This is a genomic window from Rhodococcus sp. PvR099, assembly GCF_017833315.1.
Classification (GTDB): Bacteria; Actinomycetota; Actinomycetes; order Mycobacteriales; family Mycobacteriaceae; genus Rhodococcus_G; species Rhodococcus_G oryzae.
This window is the reverse complement of the sequence record NZ_JAFIBV010000001.1, coordinates 285,264-302,765: the sequence shown is the minus strand read 5'-3', so window position 1 is coordinate 302,765 and position 17,502 is coordinate 285,264. Positions and strand designations below refer to the sequence as shown.

Genomic DNA, 17,502 nt, shown 5'->3' with positions numbered 1-17,502 from the left:
TTCTAGGCCGCGAGCTTCGAGGTACCGGCCCGGACCACACCGGCCACCTGCTCCGCCGAGAGCTCGCCGAGCCGGATGTAGGCGCCCCGCAGCGCGGTCGCCAGGTCGCGGGCCAGGCCCAGCCGCACCATGCCGGACTCGCAATCCACCACCACCGAGGCCACCGACTCGCCCGCCAGCAGGGTCGCGGCCACCCGGGCGCGATGGACCGGGTCGGTCCCGCCGGTCGCCCGGCCGTCGGTCAGCGCGACCACCATCGCCCGACGCTGGGGGTCGCGCACCTTCTCCCGCAGCACCACCTCGCGGGCCTTCAGGAATCCTTGCGCCAGTGGGGATTTGCCGCCGGTACGCAGCGAGCGCAGTCGCCGGACCGCGACGTCGACGGACGAGGTGGGCGGCAGCACCAACTCGGCGGCGGCACCCCGCACGGTGATCACCGCAACCTTGTCGCGGCGCTGGTAGGCGTCGCGCAGCAGCGAGACGACGGCGCCGGTGACCGCGGAGAGCCGGTCCCGCGCTGCCATCGAGCCGGACGCGTCGACCACGAAGACCACCAGGTTGCCCTCACGGCCCTCGCGGTGCGCCCCGCGGATGTCGCCGGGCGCCAACAGCATCCGGCCGTCCCGCCGTCCGCGGGCGACCTGGTGCTCGGCGGCCGCGAACAGGGTGCCGACCAGGTGTAGCCCGCGTCCCGGTTCGGTGGTGGGCCGCACGGTCCGGCCCTGAGCGGAGCGTGAACGCGAGCGCCTGCCCGGCGCGCCCTCGCCGACGCCGGGGATGGTCAGCAGCCGGGTCTTGAACTGCGCGGAGGGCGCCGCGGCCTGGCGTTCGGGGGCGCGGGCCGGGCCGGGCCGTTCGGTCTCGCTCGGCTCGGCGGACTGCTGGGCGTCGTCGGGGGTCGGTGCCCCGTCGGACTCGGGCTCGGGCGCGCCGCCACCGGGACCGTCGGGATCGGGCTCCGGCTCGGGTTCTGGCTGGTTCGCCTGCTCGGCCGCGTCCCGCATCGCGTCCTCGAGCTGCTGCGGGTCCAGGCCCGGCTCGTCGAACGGGTCGCGGCGGCGGCGGTGCGGGAGCGTCAGCTCCGCGGCGATCCGCACGTCCTCCTCGCCGACGGCCTCGGCGCCGCGCCAGGCGGCGTGCGCGGTGGCCGTCCGCGCCAGCACCAGGTCGGCACGCATGCCGTCGACGTCGAAGGAGGCGCACAGCGCGGCGATGCGGCGCAGTTCGGTGTCGCTGAGTTCGATGGCGGGCAGGGCCGCCCTTGCCGCGGCGATGCGGCGGGCCAGCGCCGAGTCCTCGTCGGCGTACCGGGCCGCGAATCCGGCGGGGTCGGCCTCGAAATCGAGTCGGCGGCGCACCACCTGCATGCGGACGTCCACCTCGCGCGAGGCCGCCACGTCGACGGCAAGGCCGAATCGGTCGAGCAGCTGCGGGCGGAGTTCGCCCTCCTCCGGGTTCATGGTCCCGACCAGGACGAACCGCGCGGGATGGGAGTGGGAGACGCCGTCGCGCTCGATGTGCACGCGACCCATCGCGGCGGCGTCGAGCAGCACGTCCACGAGGTGATCGTGCAGCAGGTTGACCTCGTCGACGTAGAGCACGCCGTCGTGGGCCGCGGCCAGCAGCCCGGGCTGGAAGGCCCGCTCCCCGTCCCGCAGCACCTTCTCCAGGTCCAGCGAGCCGACCACCCGGTCCTCGGTGGCGCCGACCGGCAGCTCCACCAGCCGGGCGGGCCTGCCACCGTTGCCGTCGTCGACGGGCGGCAGCAGCGCGGCGAGCGCGCGCACCACCGTCGACTTCGCGGTGCCCTTCTCGCCCCGCACCAGCACTCCCCCGATTCCGGGGTGCACGGCGCAGAGGGTCAGGGCGAGCCGGAGCGTGTCCTGACCGACGATCGCACTGAACGGAAAACCCGGTTCGGACCCGGTACCAGCTTGTGCCACAGCGTTTTTCCCTTCACTCCCCGGTGTCCACGCCGAGGGTTCGGACCTCTACCCGCTGCCGCGGCGATCTGACTCCGGTTCCGGACGTGGCCGGATCCATCACAGTGGCGGGACCGTGCCTGGTTCACACAGGACTTCCCCGCGGCAGGGATTGTCGGACCCTGACTCTAGACCTCGCGCCAGGGCTCGCCGCCACCGCGCCGCATCGGCACGTGCGGGATCCCGTCCTCGATGAACTCCTCGCCGTCGGGGGTGAACCCGTGCTTGGCGTACATGTCCACCAGGTGGCTCTGCGCGCTGAGCCGGCACGGCGCGGACCCGACCTCCGCGAGCGCCGTGCGCAGCAGCCTGGTGGTGTGCCCGTGCCCGCGCGCGTCCGGGTGGGTGCACAGCCGCCCGATGCGGTAGGAGCTGCCGTCGTCGTGCTCCTCCATCAGGCGGAGGGTGCACACGACCTGACCGTCCTGCTCGATCCACAGGTGCCTGGTGCCGGGGAGCAGGTCCCGCCCGTCCAATTCCGGGTACGGGCAGGCCTGCTCCACGACGAACACGTCGACCCGCAGTCTCAGCAGGTCATAGAGCGTGCGGAGGTCCAGATCGAGCGCCCAGGCGCGGTGCAGCGCCGCTGTTGCCGTCATACGGTGTGACTATCACACCGCGGCGGAGGCGGTCTCCTGAACGTCGGTGTCGAGTTCGAGCACGCGGCTGGACCAGTCCCAGACCTCGGTGAACAGCGACTTGTCGTCGGAGAGCTTCACACCGAGCGAGGGCACCATCTGCTTGAGCTGCGGCTCCCAGGACGCGAACCGGTCCCCGAAGCAGCGCTTGAGCACGTCGAGCATCGCCGGGACCGCGGTCGAGGCGCCGGGCGAGGCGCCAAGCAGACCCGCGATCGAGCCGTCCGCGGCGCTGATGACCGCGGTGCCGAACTCGAGCACGCCGCCCTTGCGCTTGTCGCGGCGGATCACCTGGACGCGCTGGCCGGCCGTGATCAGCTCCCAGTCCGCTCCGATTGCCTCGGGGACGAACTCGCGCATGGTCTCGATCCGACCCTCCGCGTTCTTCGCCAGCTCGCTGACCAGGTACTTGACCAGGCCGAGCTCGGAGACGCCGACGCCGAGCATGGACAGCAGGTTGTTCGGCTTGACCGAACCGGGCAGGTCGGTGACCCGGCCCTCCTTGAGGAACTTCGGCGACCAACCGGCGTACGGGCCGAACAGCAGGCCCGGCTTGCCACCGATGACGCGGGTGTCGAGGTGCGGGACCGACATCGGCGGGGCACCGACCGCGGCCTTGCCGTACACCTTCGCGCGGTGCTGATCGATCAGCTCCGGGTTGGTGCAGCGGAGGAAGGCACCGCTGACGGGGAAGCCGCCGAAGCCCTTGGCCTCCTTGATGCCGGACTGCTGCAGCAGGTGCAGGGCGCCGCCGCCTGCTCCGACGAAGACGAACTTGGCGTTGACGACCTTGCGGCCGCCGGTGCGACGGTTGTGCACCTTGAGCTTCCAGCTGCCGTCGGACTGCTTCTTGATGCCGGTGACCTCGTGACCGAAGTGCACGGTGCCGCCCGAGGAGGCGACGTGGTTGAGCAGCTGCTTGGTCAGCGCGCCGAAGTCGACATCGGTGCCGCCCTCGGTCCAGTTCAGGGCGACGGGGTCGGAGTAGTCGCGACCCTTGGCCATCAGCGGCAGGCGGCGGGCGAACTCGTCCGCGCTGTCGGTGTACTCCATGCCGTTGAACAGCGTGTGTCCAGCGAGGGCGTCGTAGCGCGCCTTCAGGTACTTCACGTTGTCCGCCCCGTGCACGAAGCTCACGTGCGGGATGGGGTTGATGAATTCCTTGGGGGCGGTGAGGATGCCCTGTTCGAGCGCGTGCGCCCAGAACTGCCGGGAGACCTGGAACTGCTCGTTGACCGTGATCGCCTTGGCGATGTCGACGGAGCCGTCCTTGTTCTCGGGGGTGTAGTTGAGCTCACACAGAGCCGAGTGTCCGGTGCCCGCGTTGTTCCACGGGTCGCTGCTCTCCGCGGCGGCGGCGTCGAGCCGCTCGAACACGCTGATCGACCAATCCGGCTGCAGCTGCCGCAGGATGGCTCCGAGGGTCGCACTCATGATGCCCGCACCCACGAGCACTACATCGGTCTTGGTCTCTACCGCGTTGTTGTCTGACACTGGAAAATCGACTTCCTTGTCCATTGGCAGTGCGCAGTCGCGCCGACTGCAGCGGATAGGTTACCCGCGCGTATACGCGTCGTTCACCTCACCCAATTGTGCGCCACTGCGGGGGGCATTCCTGCGCATTACATTGTGATCTGTGACTACTTGGGCTCCCGACGTCCTCGGCGACGGATATCAGCAGTTGACCATCCCACTCGGAATCGATCCCGACGGTGAAGGTGAGATCGACGCCACACTCGTCAGGTACCAGCCCGAGGGCGGGATCGACCGCACACCCGCGCGGGCCGTGCTCTACGTGCACGGGTTCACCGACTACTTCTTCCAGCACCACATGGCCGAACACTTCCACGACCAGGGCTACTCGTTCTTCGCCCTGGACCTGCGCAAATGCGGCCGCTCACTGAAGCAGGGCCAGACCCCGCACTTCGTCACCGACCTCGCCCTCTACGACGAGGAACTGGGCCGCGCGCTGGCACTGGTCCGCGAGCAGATCGGCGGCGGCACCGTCCTGCTGGTGGCGCACTCCACCGGCGGGCTGATCCTGCCGCTGTGGCTCGACCGGCTGAACAAGCGGCCAGGCGGCAGCGCAGGCGCAGGCATCGCCGGGCTGATCCTCAACAGCCCGTGGTTCGACCTGCAGGGCCCGTCGTACCTGCGCAGCGTCGGCACCGTGGCCGTCAAGGCCGTCGGCCGGGTCAAGGACCGGCTCGCCGTCAAGCAGCCGCCGATCGACGTCTACGGGCGCAGCCTGCACGTCGGGACGGGCGGCGAGTGGGACTACAACCTCGAGTGGAAGCCGATGACCGGGTTCCCGGTGACCTTCGGCTGGCTGCGCGCGATCCGCCACGGCCACGCGAAGCTGCACCGCGGGCTCGACGTCGGGGTGCCCTCGCTGATCCTGCGGTCCGAGAAGACGCACTACTCCTCCCGGTACACCGCCAAGTCCGACGAGGCCGACCTGGTGCTGGACGTGAGGCAGATCGCCCGCTGGGCGGGCTGCCTCGGCGACCGCACCACGATCGTGCCGATCGAGGGCGCCCGGCACGACGTCTTCCTCTCCACCGAGGTGCCGCGCAAACAGGCCTTCGACGAGGTGGACCTGTGGCTGAACTGGCTCCACGGACACGGCGCATGAACCACTTCGACCTCGCGATCATCGGATCCGGTTCCGGCAACACCATTCTCGACGACCGGTACGCCGACATGCAGGTCGCGCTGCTCGAGGACGGCGTCTTCGGCGGCACCTGCCTGAACGTCGGGTGCATCCCGACCAAGATGTTCGTCTACGCCGCCGAGGTCGCCCGCACCATCGAACACTCGAGCAAGTACGGCATCGACTCGCGCATCGACAAGGTGCGCTGGCCGGACATCGTCAGCCGGGTTTTCGACCGGATCGACCCCATCTCGGCGGGCGGCGAGCGCTATCGGCGCGACGAGAGTCCGGGCACCACACTGTTTTCCGGCCACGCCAGGTTCATCGGACCGCGACGCCTGGAGACCGGGACCGGCGAGGTGATCACCGCGGACCAGGTGGTGATCGCGGCCGGATCGCGGCCGATCATCCCTGAGGCGGTGACCCGCAGCGGAGTCCGCTATTACACCAACGACAACATCATGCGGCTGCCGGAACTGCCCGAGCACCTGGTGATCATCGGCAGCGGGTTCATCGCCTCCGAGTTCGCCCATGTCTTCTCGGCATTCGGCAGCAAGGTCACGATCATCGGCCGCGGCAACCGCCTGCTGCGACACCTCGACGGCGACATCTCGGCACATTTCACCGCCCTCGCCCGCGAGAAATGGGATGTGCGACTGGGCAATCCGGTGACGACCGTGCGCGGCGGCGACGGCAACGTCGAGGTGGAACTCGCGGATGGCAGCGTGGTCTCGGGCGACACCCTGCTGGTCGCGGTGGGGCGGGCCCCGAACGGCGACCGGCTCGGCGCCGAGACCGCGGGGGTCGACGTCGACGACGAGGGACGGGTGCTCGTGGACCGGTTCCAGCGCACCACCGCGGAGGGCGTCTTCGCGCTCGGCGACGTGTCCTCGCCCTATCAGCTCAAGCACGTGGCGAACCACGAGGCCCGGGTGGTGCAGGAGAACCTGCTGCGCAACGCGTGGGCGGACGGCGCGGACCTGGTCCGCACCGATCACCGGTTCGTGCCGGCGGCGGTGTTCACCGACCCGCAGATCGCCGAGGTCGGGCTCACCGAGGAGCAGGCCCGCGATCAGGGCCTCGACATCACGGTGAAGGTGCAGAAGTACTCAGACGTCGCCTACGGCTGGGCAATGGAGGACACCGAGGGCCTGTGCAAGGTGATCGCCGAGCGCGGTACCGGCAGGCTGCTGGGCGCCCACGTCATCGGCGCTCAGGCGCCCACGGTGATCCAGCCGCTGATCCAGGCGATGAGCTTCGGCCTGAGCGCCCAGGACATGGCCAGGGGCCAGTACTGGATCCACCCGGGCCTCCCCGAGGTCGTCGAGAACGCCCTGCTCGGGCTGGAATAGGCGGCTGCGCCGCCCGTGAGTCTTTCTGGCCCACCTGGGGACCAGAAGGACTCACGGGCGCGGAGCGCCTACCAGCTGCTGGTACGGAGGACGATCTCGGTGGCCATCTCGGCGGCCGCGCCCTGCGGCACCGAGTCGACGCCGTCGAGCTGGACGACACGGAAGTCGGAGTAGACGTGCCTGCCGCTGGTGTCGGCCATCGGCCGGCCCAGCGAGTTCCCGATCAGCAGCGTCGTCGGCATTTCCACGGGCGCACAACCGGACTCGCGCACGACACCCTCGAGATCCGGCACAGCGGGGTGCGGGCAGTCCGCCACGACCAGACTGGCGAACCGGCCGAAGGTCTTCGCGGCGAGCAGCCAGGCCAGCGCGGCACCCTCGCGGTTGCCTGCGAGGTTGACCCACGGCAGCTTCAGCGCGTCGAGCAGCGCGATGGCGCTGGTCTCGTCGAGTCCGTCGATCGACTCGGGCACGACCGTGCGCAGGTCGGAGTTGTGCAGTCGCTCGCACACCGCGTCGAACACGGACGCGGACTCCCCTGCACCAGGGAGCAGCAGCACCGTATGCCTGCTCTCCGGGCCGTCGACGCGAACGGTGTAGGTGCCCTCCCCGACGGGAACTTGCGTCAATTCCATGGCTACGGACGGTACGCCATCGGGCCGCGCCCACGATCGCTTGCACACCGCACCCAAAGGTCCTATGGTTCATTACATGAGTAATGAACCAGTAAGCCTCACGGGCGGCGGTTCCGGTGAACGACGACGGTAGGCCGCTGTTCCAGCAGATCGCCGAGCTCGTGGAGAACTCCATCATCGACGGATCGCTGCCGGAGGACGGCCAGGTTCCGTCCACGAACGAGCTCGCCGCCTTCCACCGGATCAACCCCGCGACGGCGGCGAAGGGGCTCGGGCAGCTCGTGGCCGAGGGGATTCTCTACAAGAAGCGAGGTATCGGGATGTTCGTCACGGAGGGCGCACGAGACGCGCTGCGATTCCGGCGCCGCGAGCACTTCGTGCGCCAGTACATCGAGCCGCTGATCGCGGAGGCCGACAAGCTCGGCATGTCGATCACCGAACTCAAGTCCATGCTCGACAACCGGGAGGAAAGCAGATGACCGTGACCGCCATCGATGCCGAACCGATCGTGTCGGTTCGCGGCCTGAGCAAGCGGTTCGGCGACGTCACCGCGCTCGACGACGTCTCCCTCACCATCGAGCCCGACAAGATCTACGGCCTGCTCGGCCGGAACGGCGCGGGCAAGACCACGCTGATGCAGATCCTGACCGGACAGGACACCCAGACATCCGGCGACGTGACGGTTCTCGGCGGCACACCCTTCGAGAACGCGCGGGTCCTGCGCAACATCTGCTTCATCAAGGAGAGCCAGACGTACGTCGACGACCTCCGAGTGAAGCACGTGCTCGCCGCCGCCGGGCATCTGATGCCCGGCTGGGACCGCGAGTTCGCCGACCGATTGCTCGACGATTTCCAGCTCCCGCTGTGCCGCAAGGTCAAGAAGCTGTCCAGGGGCATGAAGTCCACGCTCGGCGTGATCATCGGGCTCGCCGCGCGGGCACCGCTCACGCTGTTCGACGAGCCCTATCTGGGCCTCGACGCCGTCGCCCGGCACCTGTTCTACGACCGACTGCTCGCCGACTATGCCGAGCACCCCCGCACGATCGTGCTGTCCACGCACCTCATCGACGAGGTCAGCAACCTGCTCGAGCACGTCATCGTCGTCGACGGCGGGCGGATCATCGTCGATGACGACGCCGACGCGCTGCGCAGGCGGGCAGTGGTCGCGACCGGGCCGGCCGAGGCCGTCGACGCGTTCGCGGCGGGCGCCCGGGTGCTGCATCGCGAATCGCTGGGTTCGCAGGCCCGCACCACGGTCGAGCGCACGGCGACCGAGCCCGAGCGCGCCCTGCTGCGCGCGGCGGGTGTCGAGCTCGAACCCGTATCGCTGCAGGACCTCGTCATCGCGACCACCACCGGAGCACGGGAGATCACCGCATGACCACCCAGACCGCAACCACTACGATGACACCGCCGCGCACCGAGCCGGGCTCCGACTCCCGGATCGGCGCCGTCCTCCGCGTGCACACCGTGGCGTGGCCGCTGCTGATCGCCTGGCCTGTCGCCATCCTCGCCTCCTCCTTCCTGATCAGCTACACGATCTACTTCCTGGTCGACAACGATCAGGAAGAGGGTTTCACCGGCAGCGTCTTCTCCGTATACGGGTTCGTGCTGGCGTTCTACCTGCAGGCGATGGCCCAGACCTTCCCCTTCACGCTCGGCATGAGCGTGACTCGTCGCGAGTTCTTCTCCGCCACAGCGCTGTTGGCGCTCGCTCAGTCGGCGGTGTTCGCCGCGGCGCTCTACCTGCTGTCGGTGGTGGAGGCCGCCACCGACGGTTGGGGCGTGTGGATGCGGATGTTCGGCCTGGCCGACTACCTCACCGACAACCCGCTGCTGCAGTTCCTGACCATCTTCTCGACGCTGCTGCTGACCACGGCGATCGCGATTGCCGCCGGCGCGATCTACCAGCGCTGGCGGGCAACGGGACTACTGGCCGCCGGAGTCGGGGTCCTCGGCCTCGGTGGTATCGCCGCGATCCTGATCACCTGGGCGCGGTGGTGGCCCGCGGTGGGCGACTGGTTCGCCGACTCGCCGCGGGCCCTGCCGCTGGTGGCGCTGCCCCTGACCGGCACCGCGATCGCGATGGCGGTCGCCTGGCTTGCGCTGCGTCGGGCGACCCCGTGACGTCCCGCGATCAGCGAACGGGGTCCACCACCGCGCGGCCGTGCGTGACCACCGGAAGATCCCGCGGCGCACCGCAGTTGATGATTTCCTCGATCGCGTCCACGTCGAGGTGCCGCTCCACCAGGTCGGCCAGCAGGTCCAGCTGCGCGGTCCGCTCCGCCGCCACCGAGGTGTCGGGCGCGACCGTGAACGGCCGCCTGGTGACGGCCGCGACCCGGGTCAGGAACCCGCGACGGAACTCGTCCGACTCGAGCAGACCGTGCCAGTGGGTGCCGAACACCTGCCCACGGACGCTGCCCTCCGGCTCGCCGTCCGCGCCGAGCAGCAGCGGCGGGTCTGCGTTGCGGACGACCCGCCCGTGGTGGATCTCGTAGCCGGACACCGCAACCGAGTCGGCGGTCCCGGTGACCTGCCGCAGCACCTTCTCGGGCGCGAACTCGATCTCCATGTCCAGCAGGCCCAACCCGTCCACCGTCCCCGCGCCCGATTCGACGTCGTCGACGATGGTGCGCCCGAGCATCTGGTACCCGCCGCAGATGCCGAGGGTCGGCAGCCCGGCCGCGGCCCGCGCGTCCAGCGCGTCCGCGATCCCGCTCGAGCGCAACCAGGCCAGGTCCGAGACGGTGGACTTGCTGCCGGGGATCACCACCAGGTCGGCATCCTGCAGCCGCGACGGCTCGCCGACCCAGTGCACCGAGACGCCGGGTTCGCAGGCCAGGGCCTCCACGTCGGTCGCGTTGGACACCCGCGGCAGTCGCACCGCGGCCACCCGCAGCCACCCCTGACCCGCCGGCGCGGCGGGCCTGCCTACCGGGGCGTCCACGACCGTGGACAGCGAGTCCTCGGCGTCGATCCAGAGTCCCTCGGCGAACGGCACCACGCCGAGGGTGGGGCGTCCGGTCATCTCCCGCAGCTGGACCAGGCCGGGCTCCAGCAGACCCACATCGCCGCGGAACTTGTTGATCACGAAACCGGCGATCAGTGCCTGGTCCTCGGGTGAGAGCACGGCGAGGGTGCCGAACAGGTGCGCCAGCACGCCCCCGCGGTCGATGTCCCCGACCACGATCACCGGGAGCGAAGCCGCCCGCGCCAGCCCCATGTTCGCCAGGTCCGTCGCACGCAGGTTGATCTCCGCGGGCGATCCGGCGCCCTCGCAGATCACCACGTCGAATTCCGCTCGCAGCGAAGACAACTCGTCGGCGACGACGCCCCGGAGCCACTCCCGATGCTCGATGTAGTCGCGGGCCCCCACGTTGGTCACCGCCCGACCGCGGACCACCAGCTGCGAGGTCCGGTCGCTGCCCGGCTTGAGCAGCACCGGGTTGAAGCGCACGCTCGGCTCGAGCCCGCAGGCCCGCGCCTGCAGTGCCTGCGCCCGCCCGATCTCGCCGCCGTCGAGGGTGACGACCGAGTTGTTGGACATGTTCTGCGCCTTGAACGGCGCGACCGACACCCCGCGCCGGGCCAGCATCCGGCACAACCCGGCGACCAGCACGCTCTTGCCCGCGTCGGAGGTCGTTCCGGCGACGAGCAGCGCACCCTTCACGACCGGAGCGGGCCCCGACATCATGGCAGCGTGAGAATTTCCGCGCCCGTGTCGGTGACGACGATGGTGTGCTCGAACTGGGCCGTCCACTTGCGGTCCTTGGTGACGACGGTCCAGCCGTCGTCCCAGATGTCGTAGTCGACGGTGCCGAGGTTGATCATCGGCTCGATGGTGAACACCATGCCCGGTTCGATGACGGTGTCCACGTTCGGCTGGTCGTAGTGCAGGATGACCAACCCGTTGTGGAAGGTCTCGCCGATGCCGTGGCCGGTGAAGTCCCGCACCACGCCGTAGCCGAAGCGGTTGGCGTAGGCCTCGATGACCCGCCCGATGACGTTGAGCTCGCGGCCGGGCTTGACCGCCTTGATGGCGCGCATCGTCGCCTCGTGGGTGCGCTCGACGAGCAGGCGGTTCTCCTCGGACACGTCACCGGCCAGGAAGGTGGCGTTGGTGTCGCCGTGCACCCCGCCGATGTACGCGGTCACGTCGATGTTGACGATGTCGCCGTCCTGGATCACCGTCGAGTCGGGGATGCCGTGGCAGATGACCTCGTTCAGCGAGGTGCAGCAGGACTTGGGGAAGTCCTTGTAGCCCAGCGTGGACGGGTAGGCGCCGTGGTCGATCATGTACTCGTGCGCGATCCGGTCGAGCGCGTCGGTGGTGACGCCCGGCGCGACCGCCTTGCCCGCCTCCTGCAGGGCCTGGGCGGCGATCTTGCTCGCCACCCGCATGGCCTCGATGGTCTCCTGGGTCTGCACCCACGGCTCGTTGCCCTCGTTGACGGTCGGCTTCCACGCATACTCCGGCCGCTCGATATTGGCGGGGACGGCGAGCGTCGCGGAGACGGTTCCGGGGCTGAGCTGGGTGCGAACTGGCATACGGACAAGGGTAGACGCACCGCGTGGGCACACCGTCAGACCCACCGCGTCGCGTCCTGCCGCGGCGCGGACCATGTCGTACCGAGGTCACCCCTGCTTGGGCACCCAGTGATCGACCTCCAACTCGAAATCGTGTTTGAGCTCGCCGTACGCCGCGCGAAGGGCGTCTTCGCCCTCCCCGTATCGCTTGATGGCCGTGTCGCGTGCCTCCGCGAAGACCACCTGCGCCTCCTTGGACGATCGCCGCACTGTCTGTGGGAGCTCGGTCCGGTTCACCGCTGCCCCTCCTCCGTCGGTCGAGGCCGTCATTTCTTGCCCCTCGATTGTCCGCCCGTCGACACCTCAGCGAAAGCGCCGGTCCGAACTACACAGGTCGACTGACACGCCCGGGGAATCCCCACGCTGTCGCCGCCAGGTGGTACCAACGGAGGCAGGATGCCGATCGCCCCGACCCGGAGGTAGCACCATGGCCTGCGCCGCGTGTGCCGACAGTCTCGACCACTGTCACGGAACCCTGATCGTGCACCGGACCGACCCCGCCGAGTGCACCGAAGAGCAGTGCGCTGACCTGACCGCGATGCGGCACCCGCTGGTGCTGGACTGCGGCGACGTCCCGCTCGGCTGCCGCTGCGCGGATTCGGCCGGGCAGTCGTCGCGCGCGTCGTAGGTATCCGATGACCATCGACCCCGTCGCCGGCGACGACGGCAGACACGAGACCGAGACCGAGCGCCTCGACCGCAACTGGGCGAGCATCCTGCAAGAGCTGCGGGTGACGCAGACCGGTGTCCAACTGCTGACCGGCTTCCTGCTGATCCTGCCGTTCCAGGAGCGGTTCGCGGAGCTGTCGACCTACGAACGGGGCGTCTACCTCGCCACCGTGTTCTTCTCGATCGCCGCCACCGTGCTGTTGATCGCCCCCGTGGGGTTCCACCGGATCCTGTTCCGCAGACGGAAGCTGGACACCATCGTCTCGACGGCGCACCGCCTCGAACTCAGCGGGCTGGTGATGCTGGGACTCGCCCTCACCGGCGTGGTGATGCTGATCGCCGGAACCGTCGTCAACTCGGTCGTCGGGGCCGTTGCCGCCGGCTGCACGGCCATGGCGTTCGCCTACTTCTGGATCGTCCTCCCGCTCACCTACCGACGCGACTGACCCTTTCGGCGGTGTTCGGCTAGTGCTTGAATTGAGCTGAAGTCAGGACCTTTCCGATTCCACGGATCCGAGATGGTATTGATGCCCGAAGTTGGGCGTTCCCCCGCATGAATCACCCCGTGTGCCCGTCCATGGGGGTGGAAGAGGAATTCCTGCTGGTCGACCCGGACACGGGTCTCCCGCAGATGCGGAACTCGGCGGTGATCTCCAGCGCCACCGAACTCGGGGTGTCGCTCCAACTCGAGCTCTCGCAGTGCCAGATCGAAACCAATTCCCCGGTGTGCTGGGACAGCAACGGGCTGCGCACCCACCTGCTCGAGGCCCGCAGGCTCGCGGCCGCCGCGGCCGCCCGCAACGGCAGCAGGCTGCTCGCAACAGGCACGCCGCCCGCGGGTCCCGCCCGGATGCCGGTGAGCGACTCTGACCGCTACCGCGCCATGGCGAAGAGGTTCGGCACCCTCGCCCTGGAACAGGGCATCTGCGGCTGCCACGTGCACGTCGACGTACCCGACCGGGAGAGCCGGGTGCAGGTCTGCAACCACGTTCGGCCCTGGCTCCCGACGCTGCTGGCGCTGAGCGCCAACTCGCCGCTGCACCGGGGGATCGACAGCGGCTTCGCGAGCTGGCGGACGATCCTGTGGTCGAGGTGGCCGGTTTCCGGCCCGCCGCCGTACTTCCAATCGGCCGATGCGTACGACGAACTGGTCGCGATGCTGGTCGACTGCGACTGCCTCCTGGACGAGCGCATGGTCTATTGGGACATCCGGCCCTCCTCCCACCTGCCCACCGTCGAGGTCCGGGTCTGCGACGTGATGCCAACCGTGGACCAGACGGTGCTGGTGGCGACGCTGGTGCGGGCCCTGGTCATGACGGCGGTGTCTGCCGTCGAGCGGGGCGACGACCCTCCCGCCGTCGAGCTGGCGACGCTCCGGATCGCCAACTGGATGGCCGCCAGGGACGGCCTGTCCGGTCTCGGCCTCGACCCGCGGACGGCGCAGCCCGTCCCCTGCACGCGCCGGGTCGAGCTCCTGCTCGACCACGTGCGGGATGCGCTCGACGAGCTCGGGGAGAGCCGCCGGGTCGAGGCGGCGCTCAGGTGTGAGCTCGAGCGGGGCAATGGCGCGATCTGGCAGCGAAACGCGTTGGCGAACAGCCGCAGCATCGGCGAGGTGGTGCGGTCCGCGACGGAACGGACCCTCGAGCACTGCGAGCCCCTACCGGCGTAGTCGCGCCCGCAGGCGTCAGAACGTGGTGTTGATCGGTCCCGGGGTCCACAGCCCGGATCGCGGCGTGGTCGTGACGTCGAGGGTCGCGGGATCGGCCGTCGGGTCGAGCGGCGTGAACTGCTCGATCTCGCCCCAGTCCCGACCCCAGTCCTGATCCAGATATGACGGGATGGTCCTGGCGGCCAGCAGCATCTGCGTCCAGCCGAGCGGTCCGCCGCCGAAGTGGTCCTGCCACAGGTTCGTCGTCATGGCGCCGATCCGGTCCGGGAGGATGCGGTACTCGGGGACCTCGGCCACGCCGTCGCGATGGTCGAACGGTCGCTGACACGGGAACGCCAGCCCGACCGACCAGTCGACCAGCACGGGCGTCTGCGACCCCACCACCGAGTTGAGCGTCTGCGTCTGCGGTACCCGCGGCGGGGTCACCGCGAGCCACTGCTTGGGATCCCGGTCGTTGTCGGACGCGACGATCCGGACTACGTCGGCCTCGGCGGGCAGCGCGTCGAGCGGGACCCGGAGGTTGCGCCAGGACGGCGCGGGACCGGGGTCGAGCGGGGCCACCGTGCCGAGGGCGACCGCCGTGCCGTCGCCCTGTCCCCTGCCGTACTCGAGCTCGAGATCCTGCCCTTCGGTGACGATTCCGTCGGCGTCGACGGATCGGATCCGGCCGGCCGCGGCGATGGAGATGAGGTCACCCCGCGAACCGTCGGAGCCGACGGGCGGGAGCCGGTACCAGCCGGTCGTCAATGTGGCGACGCCGTCGGCAAGGTGGCTGCCGAGCACCGGGGTGGTCGCCGGATCGAGGCCGTACGGGAGGGCCACCGCGCTGCCGTTGATGCCGACCCGTCCGGCCCCGCCCGCCGTGCCCGCCGCGTTGCCCGACTTCGCCTGGTTGTCGTTCGAATCGACCGAGTTCGCCGTGACCGAATCCGACGATTCCTTGTCGGCGCTCAGGTCGGCGGCGACACCGTTCGGCTCGAAGCCGACCGTGCCCGGTCCGGCCAGGCCGGTCGCGGGGCCACCCGAGAGCGGTTGCAGCATGGAGGCATTCGGGTCGGTCTCGAGCAAGACGTCGTTGGCGAGACCGCAGACCTGGCCGCCGAGCGCGTTGAAGTTCGCACGGCCGACGGAGTACGCCGGGTACTGCGCGACGGCGCCCTTGGCGAGCGAGAGGACCTCGAAGAGCACCATCGCCGCCGCGGCGACGGTGAGCGGAGGAATAGCCCAGAGCCGACTGGTCCGCCCCGAACCGTTGCCGGCGTGCGGCTCTCGGACGTGACACCAGACCGCGACGAGCAGCATCGCCATCGTGGCGCCGAGCAGCATGGTGCCCGCGCCCAGCCCTCCGATGGAGACCGGCTTGTCCCACCACGGCACGCTGTAGCTCGAGACGTACCACCAGCCGTTGCTGCCGGTGAACGACATGGCGAGCACGAACAGCACGGCCGCGGCGAACAGCGCACGGTTGCGAGGCGACCGCAGGACGTGGACGCTCACGGCGACCGTGGTCAGCACGGCGACCGCCCCGGCCAGTCCCGCGTAGATCCCCAGGTGGTGCGTCCACTTCGTCGGGGTGAACATCATCAGCACCATGGCGCCGAGGGTGATCCCGAGGATCCGGCGCGCCGGTCCGGCGGCGGTCCCGGGGATGCGGCCACCCTTGCGGAGCATCGCCAGGATGCTCACGGCGACGCCGAGAATCATGATGAAGATGCCGAACCGCCGCGCGAGCGATCCGTCGGGCGAGATGTTCAGCAGCCACTGGTAACGCAGGTACTCGTCGAACCACTTCTCGTTGGGCCCCGCGACCTCGTGCACGCGCTGCATCTCGAAGACCGCCGCCAACGTCTGGTCCGCGAAGATCACCGCCAGGATCGCGGTGCCCGACGCGAGGAGCGGCAGCAGCAGCGCGAGATATCCGACCTCCTTCGCGCGCGCGACGACGACCTGGCCGATGGGGCGCAGTCCGGCGATCAGCGCGGCGAAGCAGATGATCCCCGAGGGGCCGACCGAGAGGGTCATGGCGGCGACCAGGATCGCGCCCGCGGCGGGGAGCAGCCGTCGGGTGGCGATGGCGCGCTCGACCGAGCACCAGGTCAGCAGCACGCCCGCCGCGACGATCGGTTCGGGGCGCAGCCCGTTGTTGTACGGGAGCCAGACGGCGAGGAAGACCAGACCGCCGGTCCACAGGGCCAGCCGGTTGGCCCGCGCCGCCGCGCCGAGGCGCGGCACCACCTCACGGCTGAGCACCAGCCAGGTCACGATGCCCGCGATCAGCGCGGGCAGCCGGACGAAGGGGCTCGCGGGCGTGATGTGGGCGAGCAGCCCGAACACCTCGTAATACGGCGTCCCGAAGGGTGTTTCGGGCACCCCGTAGTACCGGAAGTAGTTCGCCATGTAGCCGGCCCGCTCGGCGGCGCGGGCCATCGTGAACTGATAGCCGTCGTCCGAAGTGGTCGCGCCGATGAAGTGCCACAGCACCAGGGTGCCGATGATCACGGCGTCCACCACGCCGAACTTCCACCAGCGCGCGGGCAGGAACCTGCGCGAGCGCCTGCCGTCGACACGGTCGAGGCGGTGCAGGGCGACGAGGGAGGCGAGCATCGCCAGCACGCCGACGACCATCGCGATCAGCTTGAGCGTCGACGGCGTCGAGGTGAAGCGCGAGTCGAGTTCCGCGGTGACCTGGAGGCCGTCGGGCGCCGCACCAACCAGATCGGTGAACACGCCGACCATCTGGGGACGGAGGTCGCCCTCGTGCACGGTCGGCGCGATCCCGGACCCGGTGATCTCGGCGGTGGTCCTCGTCGCGTCGGAGTACACCGCGATCGCGCAGTCGCCGCCCGCGAGCCGGTCGAGCGGCGCGGACAGCAGCACCGTGTCGCGCAGGACCACCTCGATGCGGCCGGGATCATCCGCACCCGCGGGTATGACCTTGGCCACGAGGCCGTAGCGCTCGGCGTCGGGGGCACCGTTCGGGGCGGTGGCGACGAGGGTGCCGCCCTGCCCCGCCAGCGGGCCGATGGCCGTGCAGGGGATCGCGACGTCGAGGCTCACCGGCGAGTACGAGACGAGCGGCGCCGAGACGCTGCGCGCCAGGTCCTGCTGCGGCCATGAGAGCACCGTCTCGTCCGTCACGACGGGCAGCAGCGGCACCGACAGGGTGAGGAGCATGCCGATCAGGCCCGTCACGATCGCGGTCCAGCGGGCACCGCGGAGCGAGGACTTCCCGTGCGCCTCGTGGGGAGGGATCTCCGGACCGTTTGCCGATGCGGATCTCGTCGCCACGATGCTGTCAACCACGGGTTCGG

General features: G+C 69.9%; 16 protein-coding genes. 8 read left to right on the top strand and 8 right to left on the bottom strand.

Annotated elements, in window-relative coordinates; all coding sequences use genetic code 11:
• Positions 1–2 precede the first annotated feature (2 nt).
• The 3 genes from JOE46_RS01520 to mqo all read right to left on the bottom strand — a co-directional run bounded on the left by JOE46_RS01520 (position 3) and on the right by mqo (position 4,138).
• Positions 3–1,943, bottom strand: coding sequence for a magnesium chelatase subunit D family protein (locus JOE46_RS01520; protein ID WP_209926013.1), 1,941 nt, complete (start codon positions 1,941–1,943; stop codon positions 3–5).
• 167 nt (positions 1,944–2,110) lie between these two features.
• Positions 2,111–2,581 (bottom strand): GNAT family N-acetyltransferase, encoded by a 471-nt coding sequence (locus JOE46_RS01515; RefSeq protein ID WP_097212731.1) that lies wholly within the window; start codon positions 2,579–2,581, stop codon positions 2,111–2,113.
• Positions 2,582–2,593: 12 nt separating this feature from the next.
• Positions 2,594–4,138, bottom strand: coding sequence for a malate dehydrogenase (quinone) (gene mqo / locus JOE46_RS01510; RefSeq protein ID WP_209926011.1), 1,545 nt, complete (start codon positions 4,136–4,138; stop codon positions 2,594–2,596).
• A 118-nt stretch (positions 4,139–4,256) separates the two neighbouring features.
• Between mqo and JOE46_RS01505 the strand changes: the two genes are divergently transcribed.
• On the top strand, positions 4,257–5,255 hold the full coding sequence (locus tag JOE46_RS01505; protein ID WP_209926009.1) for an alpha/beta hydrolase: 999 nt from the start codon (positions 4,257–4,259) through the stop codon (positions 5,253–5,255).
• Entirely contained in the window at positions 5,252–6,625 is a 1,374-nt protein-coding gene (mtr, locus tag JOE46_RS01500) for a mycothione reductase (RefSeq protein WP_209926006.1), read from the top strand. Before JOE46_RS01505 ends, mtr begins: the two co-directional genes overlap by 4 nt.
• A gap of 68 nt (positions 6,626–6,693) precedes the next feature.
• On the opposite strand, the gene JOE46_RS01495 is transcribed toward mtr, so the two are convergent.
• Positions 6,694–7,260 carry an alpha/beta hydrolase gene (locus JOE46_RS01495; RefSeq protein WP_209926002.1) on the bottom strand — a complete coding sequence of 189 codons (567 nt, stop codon included), beginning with the start codon at positions 7,258–7,260 and terminating at the stop codon, positions 6,694–6,696.
• A 116-nt stretch (positions 7,261–7,376) separates the two neighbouring features.
• Here JOE46_RS01495 and JOE46_RS01490 point away from each other — a divergent pair, with 116 nt between their 5' ends.
• Genes JOE46_RS01490 through JOE46_RS01480 form a run of 3 tightly spaced genes read left to right on the top strand, consistent with a single transcriptional unit; the run spans position 7,377 to position 9,387 of the window.
• A complete protein-coding gene (locus tag JOE46_RS01490; RefSeq protein WP_097212726.1) occupies positions 7,377–7,739 on the top strand; it encodes a GntR family transcriptional regulator in 363 nt (120 codons plus the stop codon).
• Complete coding sequence (locus JOE46_RS01485; RefSeq protein ID WP_209926001.1) at positions 7,736–8,641, top strand: ABC transporter ATP-binding protein; 906 nt, start codon at positions 7,736–7,738, stop codon at positions 8,639–8,641. The genes JOE46_RS01490 and JOE46_RS01485 overlap by 4 nt, the downstream gene beginning before the upstream one ends.
• Positions 8,638–9,387, top strand: a complete 750-nt coding sequence (locus JOE46_RS01480) for an ABC transporter permease (RefSeq protein ID WP_245220891.1) — start codon at positions 8,638–8,640, stop codon at positions 9,385–9,387. Before JOE46_RS01485 ends, JOE46_RS01480 begins: the two co-directional genes overlap by 4 nt.
• A 10-nt stretch (positions 9,388–9,397) precedes the next feature.
• Here the strand turns inward: JOE46_RS01480 and JOE46_RS01475 are convergent, their stop codons facing one another.
• The 3 genes from JOE46_RS01475 to JOE46_RS01465 form a co-directional block, all read right to left on the bottom strand.
• Complete coding sequence (locus JOE46_RS01475; protein WP_209926000.1) at positions 9,398–10,954, bottom strand: cobyric acid synthase; 1,557 nt, start codon at positions 10,952–10,954, stop codon at positions 9,398–9,400.
• The gene (gene map, locus JOE46_RS01470) at positions 10,954–11,811 is read right to left on the bottom strand and encodes a type I methionyl aminopeptidase (protein WP_097212723.1); all 858 of its coding nucleotides are present in this window, start codon (positions 11,809–11,811) and stop codon (positions 10,954–10,956) included. Before map ends, JOE46_RS01475 begins: the two co-directional genes overlap by 1 nt.
• Positions 11,812–11,898: 87 nt before the next feature.
• Positions 11,899–12,087, bottom strand: a complete 189-nt coding sequence (locus JOE46_RS01465; RefSeq protein ID WP_097212804.1) for a ChaB family protein — start codon at positions 12,085–12,087, stop codon at positions 11,899–11,901.
• 190 nt (positions 12,088–12,277) lie between these two features.
• Here JOE46_RS01465 and JOE46_RS01460 point away from each other — a divergent pair, with 190 nt between their 5' ends.
• The 3 genes from JOE46_RS01460 (at position 12,278) to JOE46_RS01450 (ending at position 14,191) form a co-directional block, all read left to right on the top strand.
• Positions 12,278–12,478, top strand: a complete 201-nt coding sequence (locus JOE46_RS01460) for a hypothetical protein (RefSeq protein WP_097212722.1) — start codon at positions 12,278–12,280, stop codon at positions 12,476–12,478.
• A 7-nt stretch (positions 12,479–12,485) separates the two neighbouring features.
• Positions 12,486–12,965, top strand: a complete 480-nt coding sequence (locus JOE46_RS01455) for a DUF6328 family protein (protein ID WP_097212721.1) — start codon at positions 12,486–12,488, stop codon at positions 12,963–12,965.
• Positions 12,966–13,072: 107 nt separating this feature from the next.
• Positions 13,073–14,191, top strand: a complete 1,119-nt coding sequence (locus tag JOE46_RS01450; RefSeq protein WP_245220889.1) for a glutamate--cysteine ligase — start codon at positions 13,073–13,075, stop codon at positions 14,189–14,191.
• Between the two features lie 15 nt (positions 14,192–14,206).
• On the opposite strand, the gene JOE46_RS01445 is transcribed toward JOE46_RS01450, so the two are convergent.
• Positions 14,207–17,494, bottom strand: coding sequence for an arabinosyltransferase domain-containing protein (locus JOE46_RS01445; RefSeq protein ID WP_374102876.1), 3,288 nt, complete (start codon positions 17,492–17,494; stop codon positions 14,207–14,209).
• Between the last annotated feature and the right edge of the window lie 8 nt (positions 17,495–17,502).